The sequence below is a fragment of the Streptomyces sp. NPDC001137 genome (genome assembly GCF_040298885.1).
Classification (GTDB): Bacteria; Actinomycetota; Actinomycetes; order Streptomycetales; family Streptomycetaceae; genus Streptomyces.
In genome coordinates this window covers 70232-88161 of sequence record NZ_JBEPBA010000009.1, presented here as the reverse complement: position 1 = coordinate 88161, position 17930 = coordinate 70232, and the positions used below count along the sequence as shown (strand labels likewise).

The window sequence follows — 17930 nt, the reverse complement described above, 5'->3', positions numbered from 1 at the left end:
GCGAGTACGTTAGCGGTCGGCGGGGCCCTCGTCACCGGCGTTCGCCGAGGAAGTCGAGGATGTGCCCGAAGACGTCGAGGGCGGCGCCCCGGCCGAGGAAGGTGTCCAGGTGGCCGTAGCCGGGGATCTCGGTGTAGGTCACGTCCAGGTGGGGGTGGCGGCGGGCGAGGACGTCGTGGCACAGCTGCTGGGAGTCCAGCCAGAGGCCGTTGTCGCTGCCCGCGAGGAGCAGCAGCGGGGTGTCGATGCGGCCGGCCGCGTCCAGCGCGTTGGGGGGCAGGACCGCGTAGCGGTGGTCGGTGTCGTGCCAGCGGACCACGGTGCGGGCCAGTTCGATGCGGCGCAGGTGGGGCAGGATCCACAGAGGTGCGGGGCCCAGGAGTTCGGCCAGCCGGTTGTGGGTGGTCTCGGTCAGGTGCTCGTGGACGAAGAGCGAGGCGCCGGTGCCCCATGCCGAGTGGTGCAGGATCTGGCAGGTGGGGTCGGGGCAATCGGCCTTGCGGGAGGCCAGTGCGAACAGGGGCGTGTACTTGGACCGCAGGCCCACGGTGCGGAAGTCGACGGGGATGTGGTCGAGGCGGGACTTGAGCAGCTCTGCGGCCAGGGACATGCGCAGCGAGGTGCGGCCGGCGAGTTTCGGGGTGAGGAAGACGCCCTGTGCGACCACGCCCGCCAGGCCGGGGACGAGGCCCGCCGTCAGGCTCAGGGACAGGGTGAGGGCGCCGATGCAGTGGGCGACGGCGAAGAGCGGACGGTCCTCGCCGATGCGGGCGCGGATGTGGGAGACGGCGGCGGGGATGTCGTACAGGGCGACGTCGTCGTAGGTGTATTTCCGGCCGGTGGCGTTGTAGGGCAGGCGGCAGCTGCCGCGCCAGTCCAGCAGCCACGGCTCGTAGCCGTCGTCGATCAGGACGTCGACGAGGTTGCGGATCTCGGGCAGCAGGAACATGTCGGCGGAGGCCGTGTGGCCGTGCAGCAGGAGCACCGCGGGGCGGTCCCGCTCACCGGTGTCGATGCGGGTCAGGCCGAGGCGGACGCCGTCCAGGGCGTGGAAGGGGATCTCCTCGACCCGCCGCGGGTCGAGACGGTGGAGCAGGGGGCGCGGGGTGGGGGTGGTTCTGACCTTGCGGAGGGCCGGCCTGGTGGTGGGTTTCGTCGCCTTGAAGATCATCGGTTGTGCTCCGTGGGGTGCGGGGTGCGGCGCAGGTCGAGGAGGTCGGCGGCGGCCCGGGTGAAGGGGCCGAGCAGGCCGCGGCCCATCTGGAGGCCGAACCAGGCGAGCCAGGTCAGTTTGGCGGCTCGCTGCTCCCGGCCGGTGAGACGGGGGTCGACCTGGATGCCGTCGATCTGGTCGCGTACGTAGCTGTCCGCGGGTACGACCAACTCGCCGGCCAGGAGGGCGGGTTCGCCCTCGCGTCCGATCTCGACGGTCAGGGCGCGGGTCTGGCGCCACAGGTCGCGGCGGGCGCGGGCGTGCTTGCGGCCCTCCAGCCACCAGCTGCCGCCGTCCGTGTCGCGCAACAGCAGCCGGTAGCGCAGGAGTTGGTGGGTCAGGCCGTGGTGTTCGGGGATGCCCTCCTCGGGGCGGATCCATACGTCGCCGCGTTCCACGGTGAGCGGCTCGGGGTGTGCGGCCGGGCAGGTGAGGTGTCCGCGTACGTCGATACGGCGCTCGGTGACCAGCTGGTGCATGCTCGCGATGGAGAGCGTGAGGGCCATCGAGCAGGGCGTGTCGGCGGCGGTCGCGACCGGGCCCACCTGGCCCTCGGTGGTCTCGGTGAACCAGAGGTGGGGCTGGTCGTCCTTGTGCGGCAGCCGGGCCAGGCCGTCGCCCGCCAGCCGCTCGAAGGTCTTGAGCTGTGCGCGGGCGTCGTAGCGGGTGGCCGGTTGCAGGCCGAGGGCCTCGACGAGATGGGCGGTGCGTTCGCCGGTGGCCGCCGGTCCCTTGAGTGTCGCCTCGCACAGCTTGAGTGCGGTGGGGCTCTGCAACACCCGGGACAGGAAGGTCAGTTCGGGTACGGGTTCGGCCTGCAGGCGGGCCAGGGTGTCGGTGCGCCAGTCGTCCCAGTCCTTGACGCGCACGTGCATGCCGCCCAGGGCCATGTCCTGTACGACGTCGTCGAGGGTGTTGGGCACGCCGGTCAGGTTGTAGTCGAAGCCCCACGCGTCGGGTTCGCAGATGACGCCGACCGCGACCCGGCTGACCCAGTCCACCGGGGCGACGTTGAGGTATCGGAAGGCGGGCACGGTGCGGAAGCGGCCGAAGGCCGAGACGAGGCCGCTGGAGAGGTCCTGGGGGTTGTAGGCGCCGGTTCTGGTGTGGCCTCCGATGCCGCCCGGGCGCAGGGCGGTGACGATCAGGCCGTGGTCGCGGGCGCGGCGCAGCGCGACCTCCGCGGCCCACTTGGTCTGGTCGTAGCCCGCGATGAGGCGGTCGGCGTGGGCCAGCGGGTCGTCCTCGCCCATGGAGGTGATGCCGACCTCGTTGAACACGGCGATGGAAGAGATGTGGTGCAAGGGTTTGGGGCGGCCGGCGGCCGCCAGTTCGGCCAGGGCGAGGGTGCTGAGGACGTTGCTCGCGCGCAGTGACTGGTAGCCGCGCAGGAAGTCCACGGCCGCGGCGACGCCCACGATGCCGTCCAGTTCATGGGACAGCTCGTTCCACCGCTCCTCGCTCAGACCGAGGTGCGGGCGGCGGATGTCGCCGGGCAGCACGGTGATGCGGCGGCGGACCTCCGTCGACCAGGGCAGCCGGTAGCTGCACAGGGCCTCGCCGAGCCGTTTCTCGGCCGCTTCCTGGTCGGCGGCGCGGACCAGGCAGTACACATGGGCGTCGCTGTGGCGCAGCAGGTCCAAGAGCATGTGGCTGCCGAGGAAGCCGGTCGCGCCGGTGAGCAGGAGCCGGCGGGGCGGCAGGGGCTCGGGAGCGGAGATGAACGGGAGGCGGTCGGCCAGGGCCAGGTCGGCCAGGATCTGGTCGAGGTCTTCGCGGCGGGCGGTGGTGTGCGGCGCGTGGGCAGGCTCGCCCGAGCCTGCGACCGCGGGCGGTGGTGTGCGGGGAGACGGGACGGGCAGGGCCGTGGTCGCCCCGGCCTTCGGGTCTGTTGCGGTGGTGACCGCGGGGGCGGTGGCCCTGATGCCGGGGATCCGTGCCCAGCGGCGGGCGAGGCTGCTGGGGCGGGCGTCGGCGAACACCTCGTCCAGATCGACCTCGATGCCCAGTTCCTCCTCCAGTTCCGCCACGAGTTCCACCGCGTTCACGGAACTGCCGCCGGCGTCGAAGAAGTCGGCGTCGGGCGGGAGATGCCCCTCGGGCAGATGGCGGCCGGCCGCCGCGGCGATGACGGCGGCCAGCACGTCGACGTCCGGAGGCGGGGGCGGATCCGTGTCGGGCGCCCCAGCCGTGGCGGTGGCGGAGTGCGCGGGCAGGGCAGCCGGCACGACCCGCGCCAGCAGGTCGCTCACGCTGAGGCCGCCTCCGCCGCGCTCGATCGACTCCGCCGTCGCCCGCTGACCTGCGTACGCCGAGGCGTCCTGGTTCGTCTCACGCATGAGCGCCCTTCACCATGTCTGGGGTTCCTTTCGTCTTGTTCTCTGCTTCGTCACCGGTCACTGCTGCTTCGTCACCGGTCACTGCTGCCAGGAGCGGAACGCCCGCAGGTGTTCGGGCGTGACCACGCACTCCAGGCTTTCGTCGTCCTGCTCTCCCCCGCCCAGGGCGGCCAGCAGCCGGCGGGCCGGTGCGTTGCGTTCGGTGCGCTGCGCGGTCAGCCGGACCTTGGTGCAGCCGAGTTCCTCGGCACGGTCGGCGAGCCACTGCAGCAGGCGTTCCTCGACGCCCCGGCCGAGGGCGCGGCAGCTCATCAGCCAGGCCGGTACGTCGAGTCGGTCGCCGTCCGCGCGCAGGGCGAGGAGGGCGATCTGGCCGTAGTCGCCGAAGCGGTCCCGGGCAGCGGCCGTCCACACCTCGCCGTGCTCGCGCCAGCGGGCGACATCGAGGCCGTCGTCGGAGCGCGGGTGGAGGGTGAACTGGTTGGTGCGGCGCACCAGTTGCTCGGCCCGCGGGACGTCGGAGGCGGTCAGGGGCCGGATGTCGACCTCCAGGTGCAGCCCGGCCAGAAACTCCTCGAAGCCGGCCTGCTCGCGGACGGTGTCCCGCTGCCGTTCCTGTTCGTAGAAGCGGGCGCGCAGTGCGTCCTCGGCGGTCGCCGCGTGAGGCACCAGCGGCCACAAGCGGCCCAGGAACGCTTCGAGTTCGGGGGTCGGCGGGCAGGTGACCGAGAGCACCTGGGGCAGGGCCGAGCGGACCTTGGCGATCTCGGCGGGGTTGTCGTCGAGGAAGAGGAAGCTGTCCAGGCCGAGGTTGAGCGTGCGTGCCGCCTCGGCGAGGCGGTCCGGCTTGGGGCCCCAGGCGGCGGACAGCACGCTGAAGTGTTCCGGCTTCAGCAGGCTGTCCTGGCGGTCCAGGACGGCCCGCACGGTGTCCTCGTCGTTGTTGCTGACCAGGACCAGCAGCGCGCCGGCCGCACGCCATTCGAGAAGCCTGCGTGCCAGCAGGGCCCGGGGGCCGGTCAGGTCCACGGCCTCGGGGCCGGTCTCCCCGGCCACCCCGCCCCACAGGGTCTCGTCGCCGTCCACCGCGATCACCTTCGGGGCCGGGCGGCGCACGGCCTGCACGACCTCGGCGAGGCGCAGGGCGACGGCCGCCTGGAACCGGGGGGTGAAGGGGAGGTGGGCCAGGCGCTCGGTGCGTTCGTCGAAGCGTTCCCCGACGGCGTGCCGACCGGTCCAGTCGTCGGGGCGCAGTACCGCTGTTGCGGGCAACTCGGCTATTTCGGCGGCCAGTTCCTGCTCCCAGCGCTGGAGGCGCTCGGGGGTGTGTGCGGCGGGCAGGAAGCCGACGATGAGAGGCTTTCGGGTGCGCTCGGCCAGGTCCCGCAGGGCTGCTGGGTAGGCGGCGCGCAGTTCGGCGAGGAGCGCGTCGTCCACCGGCCCGAACCGCTCCAGGTCCGCCGCCCGCAGCAGCACCACGCCCACTGCCGTCGCCGGGTCGGCGAAGACACCGGCCGGATCCCGCAGGCCGGCCAGCACGTGGTGGTACGGGGCTTCCGCGACGGTCGTCGCCGCGCCGTACCGTGCCCCGTCGTTGAGGGCCGTCTCGCACATCAGGGGCAGGTTGCCGAGGGCGAAGGTGGCGGCGAGGGCGAGTGCGGGGCGCGAGACGTCTGCCGCGGCGGCCTGTTCGACGAGGGCAGGCCGTTCGATAGCAGGAGTCGTGCCCACCGGCCGGGAGGCGTCCTCGGCCATCTGCGCGAGCAGCCGCAGCAGCTCCTCCCCCAGTCCGGTGGCCGTGGCCGTGTCGAGGATGTCGAGGTTGTGGTCGAGCCGGACGCGGCCGGCCTCCGGCGTCACGGTGATCATGAGGTCGAGGTCGGAGTGGCCGGTTCCCACCGGCAGCACGTCCAGGCCGGTGAGGCGGCCCGCGGCGCGGACGTAGTTGAAGTACACCTCCACCAGCGGCGCATTGGGCCGGTACAGGCCCTGCCTGGCCAGCACCGGCAGGACGTCCGAGAACATCGCGCCCTTCGTGAGGATCTTCTCCAGGCGGCTGTCGGTGCGGCGCAGCACGTCCTCGATCCGCTCCTGCGCCCTCGCCTCGGCGGGGAAGGGCACCGGTACGCCGAAGAAGCCCACCGCGTCGAACGCGTCGGCGTGGATACGGGTGTCGACCGGCACGGCGAGGACGAAGCGTTCCCGCTTGCGCAGCCTGGCCAGCAGCACGGTCAGGGTGCCCAGGCAGAAGGCTGCGGGCGTGACGGCGAGGGCGCTCGCGGCCGCCGACACCTGTTCCATGAGGCCGTCGGGGATCGCCACGCTCACGCTGCCGGCCCGGTAGGAGCGCGCGGCCGGACGCGGGTGAGTGAGCGTCAGGTCGAGGCGCTCGCTGCCGTGGAAGGCCTCGCGCCACTCGGCGGCGCCGGTTGCGGGGCCCTCCCCCGGCTGCTGTGCCTCGATCAGCAGGTCCAGGTCGCGGTTGGTGACCGTGCCCGTGAGGGCGGTGCCGGACAGTTCGGTGTCGATCTCGGCGGCCACGAGCAGCAGGGACTGCAGGTCGCTGACCGCGTGGTGGGCGCCGTACAAGAGGATCTGGCCGCGCTCACCGCCGTCGAGGAGTTCGAACCGCCACAGCGGGGACTGCGCGAGGTCGAACGGCGGCTCCAGCAGTCGGCGCAGCCGGTCGGCGGCGTCCAGTTCGTCGGCTGCCGGTACGGCCGTCCAACGCAGCAGCGGCCGTGCGGGTTCCCGCTCCACCCGCAGCTGCCTGTCGCCCTCGCTGCCGGTGGCGATCGCGGTGCGCAGCGCTGCGTGCCGGGCGGCCAGGCGGGTGAGGATGCTGGTGAGGGCGGCACGGGTGGTCGGGGTGGTGAGCCGTACGGCGAGGCCGACGGCATGGGCCGCCGCCGGCATTTCCGGCCGGGCGCTGCGCAGCAGGCGCACGACGTCGCGGGTGGCCGGGCGCTGTTCGCGTTCGGGCACCTCGGTGGCCGCTTCGATCCGGGGCGCCGCTGTGCTGCGTTCGGGCAGGGCCGTGGCCAGGGCCTGGGCGAGGCCTCGGATGTCGGTGGCCGAGAAGATTGCGGTGGGCGGGAGTTCGGCGCCCAGCTCGCGGGCGAAGGCGTTGCGCAGCCGCACCAGCATGAGGGAGTCCAGGCCCAGTTCCTTCAGGGCCGTGGTGGGCAAGGCGTCCACGGCGCCGCCGGAGACCTGGCCGACCCTGGCGCGCACATATGCCTCGAGCCGTTCCGTGCGCTGTTCGTGGGTGGTCGCCGCGAACACCTGCTTGACCAGGTCGTCGGAGCCTTGCGGGCCCGTGGGGACGGTGGCCAGGTCGGCGAGGAGGGGGCGGGTGCGTGCGGCGTCGGGGTCGAGGGCGAGCAGTTCCCAGTCCAGGGCGAGGGGGGCGAGTTGGCGACGGCCGGTGGCCAGGACGCGGTCGAACAGTTCGCCGCCCTCGGCGGGAGTGAAGGCGACCAGGCCCGAGCGGCTGGTTTCCGCGGCGCGGATGGCGTCGGCGGCGACCATGCCGACGCCGGTCCACGCGCCCCAGTCCAGGCTGAGCGCGCGCCGCCCGGCGAGGGAGAGGTGGTGGGCCCAGGCGTCGAGGAAGGCGTTGGCCGCCGAGTAGGGGCTCTGTCCGGCCGAGCCGAGCAGTCCGGCCGCCGAGGCGAACAGGACGAGCTTGTCGGCCTCGGGGACGAGTTCGGTGAGCAGGGTGGTGCCCAGCACCTTCGGTGCCAGGACGTTCAGGACGCGTTCGTCGCTCAGGTTCGCGACCGTGGCGTCGTCCAGGACGCCCGCGGTGTGGACGACCGTGGTGATCGGTCCGGCTTCCCGTCGTACGGCATCCAGAGCAGCCGTCAGGCCCGCGCGGTCGGCCACGTCTGCACGGACGACGTGCACGGTGACGCCGCGCTCTTCCAGGTCCTGGATCCACACCGATGCCTGCGCATTCGGCGCGCTGCGGCCCAGCAGGGCCAACTGCCGGGCGCCGCGCCGTACCAGTCGCTCGGCGGCGACGCGGCCGAGGCCGCCCAGACCGCCGGTGATCAGGTGGACGCCGTCCGGGGTGGCGCCGTCGCGGGCGCCGTCGTCCGGACGGGTGCGGGCCAGGCGCGGCACCAGGCGGTCCGCGCCGCGCAGCGCGACGAGGCGTTCGTCGTCGGCGTACCGCAGTTGCGTCCACAGGGCGTCCATGCCGTCCGTGGGCGGCAGGTCGATCAGGGTGGTCCTCAGCTCCGGGTGCTCCTGGGCGAGGGCGAGGCCGAAGCCCCAGGCCAGGGCTTGTTCGGGGCGGGTCACCTGGGTGCTGTCGCCGACGGCCTGGCTGCCCCGGACGATCGTGAACAGGCGGGGCGCCGGGCCCTGTGCCCGGTCGGTGAGCGTCCGCACCAGGTGCAGGGTGCTCACGCAGCACAGCCGCGCCGCCTCCTGCGCGGTACGCGCGTCGCCGATCGCGGGGGCGTCGAGCGCGGACAGCTGCACGATGCGCTCGGGTGCCGTGTCCGCGAAGGCGTCGTCGAACAGGCGGGTCAGGTGCTGCGGATCGGCCGGGTCGAGCACGTACCGGCCGGGGCCCTCGATGTCGTAGGCCTGGCCCCTTCGGGCGATCACATGGGGCACCGAAGCAGCGTCGAGCCGTTCGGCGAGTTCGGCGGCGACACCTGTCTCGTCCGCGAGGATCAGCCAACGGCCCTGCGTCGGCGCCTGTTGGGCGGGTTTGCGCGGCTGCCAGCGGGTCTCGAACAGGGCGCCGTCCAGTGGGGAGAGCGCGGCGAGCTCGAACTCCTCGACGGCGAGGAGGAGTTGCTCGTCCTCGCCGTACAGCCACACGTCGAGGGTTGCTCTGTCGCCGTCCACGGAGCGCAGTCGGCACGTCGTCCATGCGGGAGCCGTCCCGCGTCCGGTGAAGTGCAGCCGTCCGGCTGCGGCGGGTACGAAGGCCCGGCCCGCGGGTGTGTCGTGCGGCAGGGCGGCCGCATGGAAGGCAGCGTCCAGGACGGCCGGGTGCAGCAGATGGCCGGCGGCGGGCCGCGGGGCAAGCCTTCCCCACGCGGCCGAGTCCCCGGAACGGCCCTGCTCCAGACCGCGGAAGGCCGGGCCGTATTCGATGCCGAGCGCGGCGAGTTGGGCGTACACGGCGGACAGGTCGGCCTCTTGGCCGCACTGCTCGCGCAGGGCGGCCGGTGCTTCGCGTTCGTCCTGGGCTCGGTCGCCGCCGGCCGGGGTGACGCGCCCGGTGACATGGCGCTCCCAGCGCGCGGAGGCCGCGGCCGAGGCGATGGTGAAGTGACGCGAGCCGTCCTCGGCGGGCCGCAGGACCAGTTGCAGCCGCACCGGCCGCTGCGCGTCCAGACGCAGCGGCCGCTCGAAGCTGACGTCGGCCAGCGCCACTTCGCCGCCGCCCCGCACGGCCGATGCGGCCTCCAGCGCCATGTCCAGGAAGGCCGCGGCGGGCAGCCAGACCTCGCCGGTGACGCGGTGGTCGGTGAGATAGGCGAAGCGGCCGTCGCGCAGGTCGATCTCGGTCTGGAAGATGTGGCGGTCCGCCTCGTCGCTGGCCTCGATGTGTGTGCCCAGCAGCGGCGAGAGGCCGCCCGTCGGGGAGGCCGGCGTGCGCCAGTGGCGTTCGCGGGCGAAGGCGTAGGTGGGCAGCTCGACGCGGCGGCCGGCCGGGAAGAGTGCCTGCCAGTCGGGGGTGTGCCCGGCCGTGTACAGCTCCCCCAGCCTGCGCAGCAGGTCGTCGAGGGTGCCCTCCTCGCGGCGGAGCGAGCCGACGCTCACGGCGTCGATTCCGGCCTCGGCGGCGACCGACTCGATGGCGGAAGCGAGCGAGGGGTGCGGGCTGAGCTCGACGAAGTACCGGTATCCGTCGTCCAGCATCCGCCGGATCGTGTCGGCGAAGCGGACCGGCTCACTGAGGTTGCGGTACCAGTACCCGGCATCCAGCCGGTCTCCCGGCACGGGCTGCGCCGTCACGGTCGAGTACAGCGGCGTGCCGGCCGGGGTGCCCCGGACGGTGTGGATGCGGTCGAGCAGCTCGTCGCGCAGCGCTGCCATCAGGGGGGTGTGCGAGGCGAAGGGGGTGGACAGCCGCCGCGCGGGGATCCGCAGCTCCTCGCACCGACCGCGCAGCTCGCTCAGCGCGTCCGCGTCTCCGGACACGGCCGTGGCCTGCCCGCTGTTGACCGCCGCGACGAACAGCCGCCCCGCATACGGCTCCAGCAGCCCCTCCGCCCGGGTGCGCGGGAGCTCCAGTGCGAGCATGCCGCCCTTTCCTACCAGCGGTACGGCCGCCTGGGCGCGTCCGCACACCACCGCGACGGCGTCCTCGAGGGTGAGGGCGCCGGCGCTGTAGGCGGCGGCGATCTCGCCCAGGCTGTGCCCGACCACGGCGTCCGGTGCGACACCGAGTGCGCGCCAGGCGGCGGCCAGCGCCGCGTTCACGGCGAACAGGGTCGGCTGGAGGTACTCGGTACGGCCGAGGGGGGCGAGCTCTTCCGGTGCGCGCAGGACGTCGAGGACCGACCAGCCCGCGTGCCGGCGGACCGCCTCGTCCACACGGGTCAGCTCCGCCCGGAAGGCATCCGAGTCGGCCATCAACTGCACGCCCATACCAGCCCATTGGCCGCCGTGCCCGGCGAAGACGAAGGCCACCTTGCCGGACGGCTCCTCGCGACGCACGGCCACGGGCCGACGCCCACCGGCCAACTCCTCCAGCTCTGCCAGCAGTTCTTCCCGGTCACCTGCCACCAGGGCGGTGCGCCGCTCGAAGTGGCTGCGGTGCCTGGCCAGGGTGTGGGCCACGTCCGATAGGGCCGTGTCACCGGTCAGGTGCTCGGCGAGCCGTGCGGCCTGCCCGCGCACCGCGTCCTCGGTGCGCGCCGACAGCACGAACAGCCGCTTGGACGGCGCGGGTTGGTCCTTGGCAGCGGGTTCGTCGACCGGCGGCGCCTCCTCCACGATCACGTGTGCGTTGGTTCCGCTGATGCCGAAGGCGCTCACTCCGGCACGCCGCAGCCGTTCTCCGGCCGGCCAGGCCACCGCCTCCCGCAGCACGTGCAGCCCGCTGTCGGCCCAGTCCACATGGCGGCTGGGGGTGTCGGCATGCAGGGTGCGGGGCAGCATCCCGTGCCGCAGCGACTGGATCACCTTGATCAGCCCGGCCACGCCCGAAGCCGCCTGCGCATGGCCGATGTTGGACTTGAGCGAGCCCAGGTACAGCGGCCGGCCGGCGGGGCGCGAGGCGCCGAAGACCTCGGCGAGGGCGTTCGCCTCGATCGGGTCGCCGAGCGTGGTGCCGGTTCCGTGGGCCTCCACGTAGTCGATGTCGGCCGGGGCCAGTCCGGACAGCTCCAGGGCCCGCCGGATCACCTGTTCCTGCGCCGGACCGTTCGGCGCGGACAGCCCCTGGCTGCGACCGTCCTGGTTCACGGCGGTCCCGCGTAGCACGGCCAGCACCTCGTCCCCGTCGCGGCGGGCGTCGCTGAGCCGCTTCAGTACGACCATGCCCGCGCCCTCGGCCCAGACCGCGCCGTCGGCGGCGTCCGAGAAGGACCGGCAGCGGCCCGTCGGGGACAGGCCGCGCAGGCGGCTGAACTCCACGAAGGTCTGCGGGGTGACCATGAGCGTCACCCCGCCCGCCAGGGCCAGGTCGCACTCGCCGGAGCGCAGCGCCTGCGTCGCCAGGTGCACCGCCACCAGGGAGGACGAGCAGGCCGTGTCGACGGTCAGGGCCGGGCCGTTGAGCCCGAGCGTGTAGGCGAGCCGGCCCGAGGCCACGCTCAGGGCCGAGCCGGTGCCGACGTAGCCGTCCAGCTCGTCGAGCCGCGCCCCGGCCAGATAGTCCCCCGAGAACATGCCGACGTACACGCCGGTGGTGGTGCCCGCCAGCTCGGCGGGCACGATCCCGGCGCGTTCCACGGACTCCCAGGCCGTCTCCAGCAGCAGCCGCTGCTGCGGGTCCATGGCCGCGGCCTCCTTCGGTGTGATGCCGAAGAACGCCGCGTCGAAGGAGTCGATGTCGTCGAGGAAGCCGCCTTCGCGGGCGTACGACTTGCCCGGTGCCTCAGGGTCGGGGTCGTAGAGGGACTCCACGTCCCAGCGCCCGGCCGGGAACGGGCCCACCGCGTCACGGCCCTCGGCGACCAGCCGCCACAGTTCCTGCGGGGAGCCGACCGCGCCCGGCAGGCGGCAGGCCGTCGCGATGACGGCCACCGGTTCGTCGGCCGCCGCCGTCGTGCGGGAGTGGCGCCCCTCCGGCACGGTGGGGCGGAGCTTCCCGTCGCCCGGTGCGAGCGCGGTGGCCAGCAGGTGATCGGCGAGGCGGGCGGGAGTGGGGTGGTCGAAGAGCAGGGTGGCGGGCAGCCGGACGCCGATGCGGGTGCCGAGGCGGTTGCGCAGGTCGACGGCCGTCACGGAGTCCATGCCCAGGTCGCGCAGCGGCTGGTCGGCGCGCACGGAGCGGGGCGAGGGCAGGCCCAGGGCGTGGGCGGCCTCCTCGCACACCAACTCCAGGACCCGTGCGGTGCGTTCGGAGTCGGTCAGCCGGGCCAGACGGTCCGCCAGTCCCCGGCCTGCCTGCCGGTCGGGGCGGGACGAGGACAGCAGGGAGGTCCACAGCGCACCGGTGGCCGCCGCGTTGTCGCGCAGACGGGGCAGGTCCAGGTGCCAGGCGAGCAGGTGCGGTGCGCCACGGCGCAGGGAGAGCTCCACCAGAGCGCGGCCCTGCTCGGGGGTGAGGGCGCGGTGGCCCAGGCGGGCCATCCGCTCCAGGTCGGCGTGTTCGGCGGCAAGACCCTCGCCGGCCCACGCGCCGAAGGACATCGAGGCGGCGGGCAGGCCCAGCGCCCTGCGGTGGTGGGCCAGTTGGTCGAGGAAGACGTTGGCGGCCGCGTAGTTGGCCTGCCCGGCGTTGCCGACGACGCCGGCGGCCGACGAGATCAGCAGGAACAGCTCCAGCGGCAGGTCGGCGGTCAGCCGGTGCAGATGGGCTGCGCCGTCGACCTTGGGGCGCAGCACCTGGGCGAGTCGCTCGGGAGTCAGCTCGGCGATCACGCCGTCGGCGAGGACTCCGGCGCAGTGCACCACACCGCGCAGCGGCAGCGCCTCGCCGATGCCGGCGAGCACACCGGCCAGGGCGGTCGCGTCCGCCACGTCGCAGGCTGCAATCTCGACGTCGGCACCGAGTGCGGACAGCTCCTCGATGACCTCGGCGGCCCGAGCGTCGGCGGGACCCTGACGAGACGTCAGGAGCAGCCGGGGAGCTCCCTGTTCGGCCAGCAGGCGGGCTATCTGGCGACCGACCGCGCCCAGGCCGCCGGTGATCAGCACCGTGCCGTCGGTGGGCACGAGAGCGGGACGGCCGACGAGGTCGAGGACGACGGGCCGGCCGGACGCCTCCCGGCGACGTACCGCCTCCCGCGCGGCGGTGACCGGGAAGACCTGCGGACGTACGGGCGCGTGAACGGCGGCGCGCAGGGCCTCGGCCACCCGTTCTCCGTCGGCCGCGAGGGAGACGGCGGCCGCGGCGGTGAACGGCAGCTCGTCCGGAACCACGGCGACCAGCCGCGCGTCCGCCACCAGCTCGGACCCGGGTGTGGCCCCGGTGAGGACGACGACCCGCATACCGCAGGCCAGGCCCGCGGCCTCGGGGCCGACCTCGGCGAGCACACCGGCGCTGGAGATGTGCGTGGGATGCAGGCCGACGGCGTGCACCTCGATCCGCACCTGGGCGGGTCCGAGCGCCTGACGCGCCGCCGGGCGCAGGCTGACGTCGTCCGGCAAGCCGGCCAGCTGGTAGCAGTCCCCGGCCGGGATCCGCAGCACGTCGGCGGGGCGGGCGCGCACCAGTCGCGGTGCCAGCAACTCGCTCTTTCTCAAGGCGAGTTCGGGCTCATCGGCGTACGTGAGGGCGGCAACCATCGCAGCCGCGGCATGACCACTGTCGATGTCGCCGTCGAGGTCGAGCAGGGTCAGTCCGAGGTCCGGGTGCTCGCTGCGGGTGCTGCGGGCCAGGCCCCACAGCACCGACTGCGCCAGGCCCGGCACGGAGTCGGAGTCGCCGGTCGCGACCGCACCGCGGGTCACCCAGAGGGTCCGCGCGGGCGTCCCATCGGGCGGGAGGGCGATGAGTCCCTGCACCTCCGCGAGGGCTTGGGCCGCCAACTCCCCTCCCACAGCTGCCGGTTCGGCCTCCGCAGCCGGGTGCGGCCACAGTCGTACGACGGTGTCGGCACCCGACTCGCGCAGCTCGACTCCCGCCGCCGTGAGGCCCCGTACGATCGCCTCGACGTCCGGGTCCGAGCGGTCACCGATCACCGTCCAGGTCGCACGCTCGCCCGTGACCGGCGCTTCGGGCAGTGCCGTCCACGCCACTTCGTACAGGTGCCGGGCGTGTTCCGAGCCCGCACGCAGGTCCGACGGGTCGGCGGACCGCAGCCGTACGCCGTCCAGGCGCCCTGCCAGGAAGCCGTCCGTGTCCCACAGCGTCACGTCCAGGACGAGGTCCGTCCCGGAGCCACCGGTGCGCCGCACCACCGCGGTCAGTTCGCTCGGCCCGCCCGGCGGAATGACACAGCGGCCCACCGCCACCGGCAGCAGCGCCCGCCCCGCGGACGCGTCGAAGGCGGCGGCCGCCTGCACTGCGGCATCCAGGAGCGCCGGATGGACCGGATACGCCTCGGCCGCATCCCCGGTCACGGGTGGCAGCGCGAGCCGCGCCAGCAGCTCGTCCTCGCCGGTGGCGACCACCGACCGGACGCCCCGGAAGGCGGGGCCGTAGTCGAGCCCGAGCGCGGCGAGCCGCTCATAGGTGTCCTCGCGCCAGACCTCCTCGGCCGTCTGCGGCCATACGGGCGGCGACGCGACGGCGTCAGGGCCGGGCCCGGCCGCCGAGGCGGTGGCGTGCAGCGTCCAGCCCGCCGTCTCCTGGCCGCGCGGGCGGCTGTGCACGGTGATCTCCGGCACGGGGGCGGAGGTGTCCACCTCGACCGACACCTCGACCGTGCCGGTATCGGGCAGGGTCAGGGGCGCGAGCAGCAGCAGATCGGCCAAGTCGTCGGGAGCATCAGGGCGGGCCACGGCGAGCGCTGCGCGGCACAGCTCCATGAGGGTGGTGCCCGACACCACCGTCTGCCTGAACACGGTGTGGTCCGGCAGCCAGGCGGCGGTGGCCCGGGACCACTCGTTGCGGAAGGTCCAGCGGGTTGCGTCGGCCGCCTGTAGCTGAATGCCGAGGACGGGGTGGGCGGCGCGGTCGAAGAGGGCGGGTCCCGATGCGGTGGTGTCGGGGTCGGTCCAGTGGCGCTGTGTGTCCCAGGCGTACGTCGGCAGGTCGGCGGCGCCGGTGTCGACAACGAGGCGCCGCCAGTCGATCGGGCGGCCCTGCACATGGAGTTCGGCGGTCGCGCGGTCCAGGCAGGCGGGTCCGGGTTCGTCGCGGCGCAGTGATCCGACGGCGACCAGGTCGTGGCCATGTTCCTCGCCGACGGTGGTGACAGCGGTGAGCAGGGAGGGGTGGGGGCTGAGTTCGACGAAGCAGCGGTAGCCGTCGGCCGCCATCCGCCGCACGGTCGGCCCGAAGCGGACCGGCTCGCGCAGGTTGGAGTACCAGTAGCCGGCCTCCAGCTCGTCGGTGACCGGTTCGCCGGTGACCGTCGAGTACCAGGCCACGGATGTCGGGGTCGTCGTGACGCCGTCGAGTTCGTCGAGGATCGTGGCGCGGACCGGGTCGACGTGGGCGGTGTGGGAGGCGTAGTCGACGTCCAGACGGCGGGCGAACACCTGGCGCCGGTCGAGGTCGGCGAGGAGGGTCTCGAGTGGTTCGACGTCGCCGGCGATCACGGTGGAGCGGCCGCTGTTCACGGCGGCGACCGACACCCGGCCGTCCAGTGCGGCGAGGAGTGGCTCGACCTCGGTGTGCGGGAGGGCGACGACCGCCATGGTTCCGGTGCCGGACAGCTCCGTCAGCGCCTGGCTGCGCAACGCGACCACGGCGGCGGCGTCGTTGAGGCTGAGCGCCCCGGCGACGCAGGCCGCGGCGACCTCGCCCTGGCTGTGCCCGATGACCGCGTCCGGTCGTATGCCGCGTGCCCGCCACACGGCGGCCAGGGAGACCATCACGGCGAACAGGACCGGCTGGACGACATCCACGCGCGCCGGCGAGGGCGCGGCCGCGTCGCCCCGCAGGACCGAGGTGACCGACCAGTTGGTGAACGGGCGCAGGGCCGCGTCGCAGCGGTCGAGTTCGTCGGCGAACACGGGGTCGCTGTCGAGCAGATCGCGGGCCATGCCCGCCCACTGGGCGCCCTGGCCGGGGAAGACGAAGGCCAGCTTCCCGGTCGGCAGCGCCTGTTGGGGGCCGATGGTCAGGTCTGGGTCCGGTTGTCCTGCCGCGAGTCCGCGCAGGGCGGCGAGCAGTTCGTCCCGGCTGCTCGTCTGAAGGACTGCCCGGTGCTCGAAGTGGGTGCGGTGGTGGGTGAGTGTCGATGCGACGGCGGACAGCGGCAGTTGCGGTTGCCGGTCGAGCGCCTGCCGGAGGCGTTCCGCCTGTCCGCGCAGGGCCTCGGGGCTGCGGGCGGAGAGCGGGAAGAGGGTCTGCCCCGTCGGCTCTTCGGCGCCGGCCTGGGCCGAGTCCTGCGGTCCTTCCTCCAGGACCACGTGCGCGTTGGTCCCGCTGATCCCGAACGCGCTCACGCCGGCCCGCCGCACCCGCTCGCCGTCGCGAGGCCACGCCCGGGGGCCGGTGACGAGGCTCAGGCCGCTGTCCGTCCAGTCGACGTGCCCGGTCGGGGTGGCGGCGTGCAGTGTCGCGGGGAGCACGCCGTGCTGGAGCGCCAGCACGGTCTTGATGACACCGCCGATGCCCGCCGCGGCCTGCGTGTGCCCGATGTTGGACTTGAGCGAGCCGATGTGGAGGGGCCGGTCCGCGGGGCGGCCGGGGCCGAAGACGGCGGCCAGCGCCCGTGCTTCGATGGGGTCACCCAGGGGGGTGCCGGTGCCGTGGGTCTCGACGTGGTCCAGATCGCCGGGCCGCACTCCGGCCGCGTCCAGAGCCGCGCGCAGCACGCGCTCCTGTGCCGGGCCGTTCGGGGCGCTCAGCCCCTGGCTGCGCCCGTCCTGGTTGATCGCGGAACCCTTGATCACGGCGAGGATGCGGTCGCCGTCCCGGCGCGCGTCCGCGAGCCGCTTGAGCAGCACCAGACCGCAGCCCTCGGCCCACACCACCCCGTCGGCATCCGCGGAGAACGGACTGCACCGCCCGGACGGCGACAGTCCGCGCAGCCTGCTGAACTCGACATGCGCGCGTGGCGTCACCAGCAGCGAGGCACCACCGGCCAGCGCCAGGTCGCACTCGCCTTCCGCAAGCGCCCGCGCCGCCAGGTGCAGGGCGACGAGCGAGGACGAGCAGGCGGTGTCGACGGTGACCGCCGGTCCCTGCAGGCCGAGGGAGTAGGCGATGCGTCCGGAGGCCACGCTGGACGCCGAGCCCGTGCCGACATGACCGTCGAGCTGCCCCAGTGAGGCGGAGGCGAGGTAGCCGCTGTCGTACAGGCCGACATAGACGCCGGTCGAGCTGCCGTTCAGCGTGCCGGGCACGGTCCCGGCGCGCTCGATGGCCTCCCAGGCGGTCTGCAGCAGCAGCCGCTGCTGCGGGTCCATGGCCGCGGCCTCACGCGGGGAGATCCCGAAGAAGGCCGCGTCGAAACGGTCGATGCCGGTCAGGTAGCCGCCGCGCAGTGAATACGCCGTGCCGCCGGCCTCCGGGTCGGGGTCGTACAGCCCCCGGGTGTTCCAACGGCCGGCCGGTACGTCGGTGACGACGTCCGCACCCGAGGCCAGCAGTCGCCACAGCGCCTCGGGGTCGTCAGCGCCGCCCGGGAAGCGGCACGCCATCGAGATGATCGCGATGTCGTCGTCCCGCCGCGCAGACAGGTCGGACCGCGCCGGGCCGGTGGTCGCCGTCGCGTCGGGCGCGTCACCGACCACCGCCTCGGCCAAGGCCGCGACGGTCGGATGGTCGAAGACCAGCGACGGGCTCAGCGTCCGGCCGGTCCGCTCGGACAGCTGTGCCGCCAGCGTCACCAACTGGCGTGATCCCAGACCGAATTCCGCGATCGGCCGGTGCGGGTCGACGGTCAGCGGGTCGAGCCCGGCCGCCTCGGCGACCGAGGAGACCAGCCAGGCCCGCACGCTCTGAGCTGTGGTGAGGGACGGCTCGGCGGGCTGCTTCGCGGACTCGTTCGCAGGCATCGGGGCAGGTGTCCTCGTGAACTCGGGCTCGGTGGTGTTTTTCCGTACGAGCGAAACGGCCGGCTTGAGGGCACGACGGAGCCCTGGGCGGCCGAACGGGCAGGTGCCGTACAGGAATT

General features: G+C 73.7%; 3 protein-coding genes. All 3 read right to left on the bottom strand.

Going from position 1 to position 17930, the window contains the following annotated elements; genetic code table 11:
• Nucleotides 1-31: 31 nt before the first annotated feature.
• Nucleotides 32-1171, bottom strand: a complete 1140-nt coding sequence (locus ABT254_RS19500; RefSeq protein WP_351471322.1) for an alpha/beta hydrolase — start codon at nucleotides 1169-1171, stop codon at nucleotides 32-34.
• Entirely contained in the window at nucleotides 1168-3552 is a 2385-nt protein-coding gene (locus ABT254_RS19495) for an SDR family oxidoreductase (protein ID WP_351471319.1), read from the bottom strand. Before ABT254_RS19495 ends, ABT254_RS19500 begins: the two co-directional genes overlap by 4 nt.
• 78 nt (nucleotides 3553-3630) lie before the next feature.
• Nucleotides 3631-17811, bottom strand: a complete 14181-nt coding sequence (locus ABT254_RS19490; RefSeq protein ID WP_351471317.1) for an SDR family NAD(P)-dependent oxidoreductase — start codon at nucleotides 17809-17811, stop codon at nucleotides 3631-3633.
• Nucleotides 17812-17930: the final 119 nt, after the last annotated feature.

What these genes read in the sequence shown, in the direction of transcription:
- ABT254_RS19490 (WP_351471317.1), bottom strand. Translation starts at nt 17,811, where the DNA reads ATGCCTGCGAACGAGTCCGCGAAGCAGCCCGCCGAGCCGTCCCTCACC.
- ABT254_RS19500 (WP_351471322.1), bottom strand. Translation starts at nt 1,171, where the DNA reads ATGATCTTCAAGGCGACGAAACCCACCACCAGGCCGGCCCTCCGCAAG.
- ABT254_RS19495 (WP_351471319.1), bottom strand. Translation starts at nt 3,552, where the DNA reads ATGCGTGAGACGAACCAGGACGCCTCGGCGTACGCAGGTCAGCGGGCG.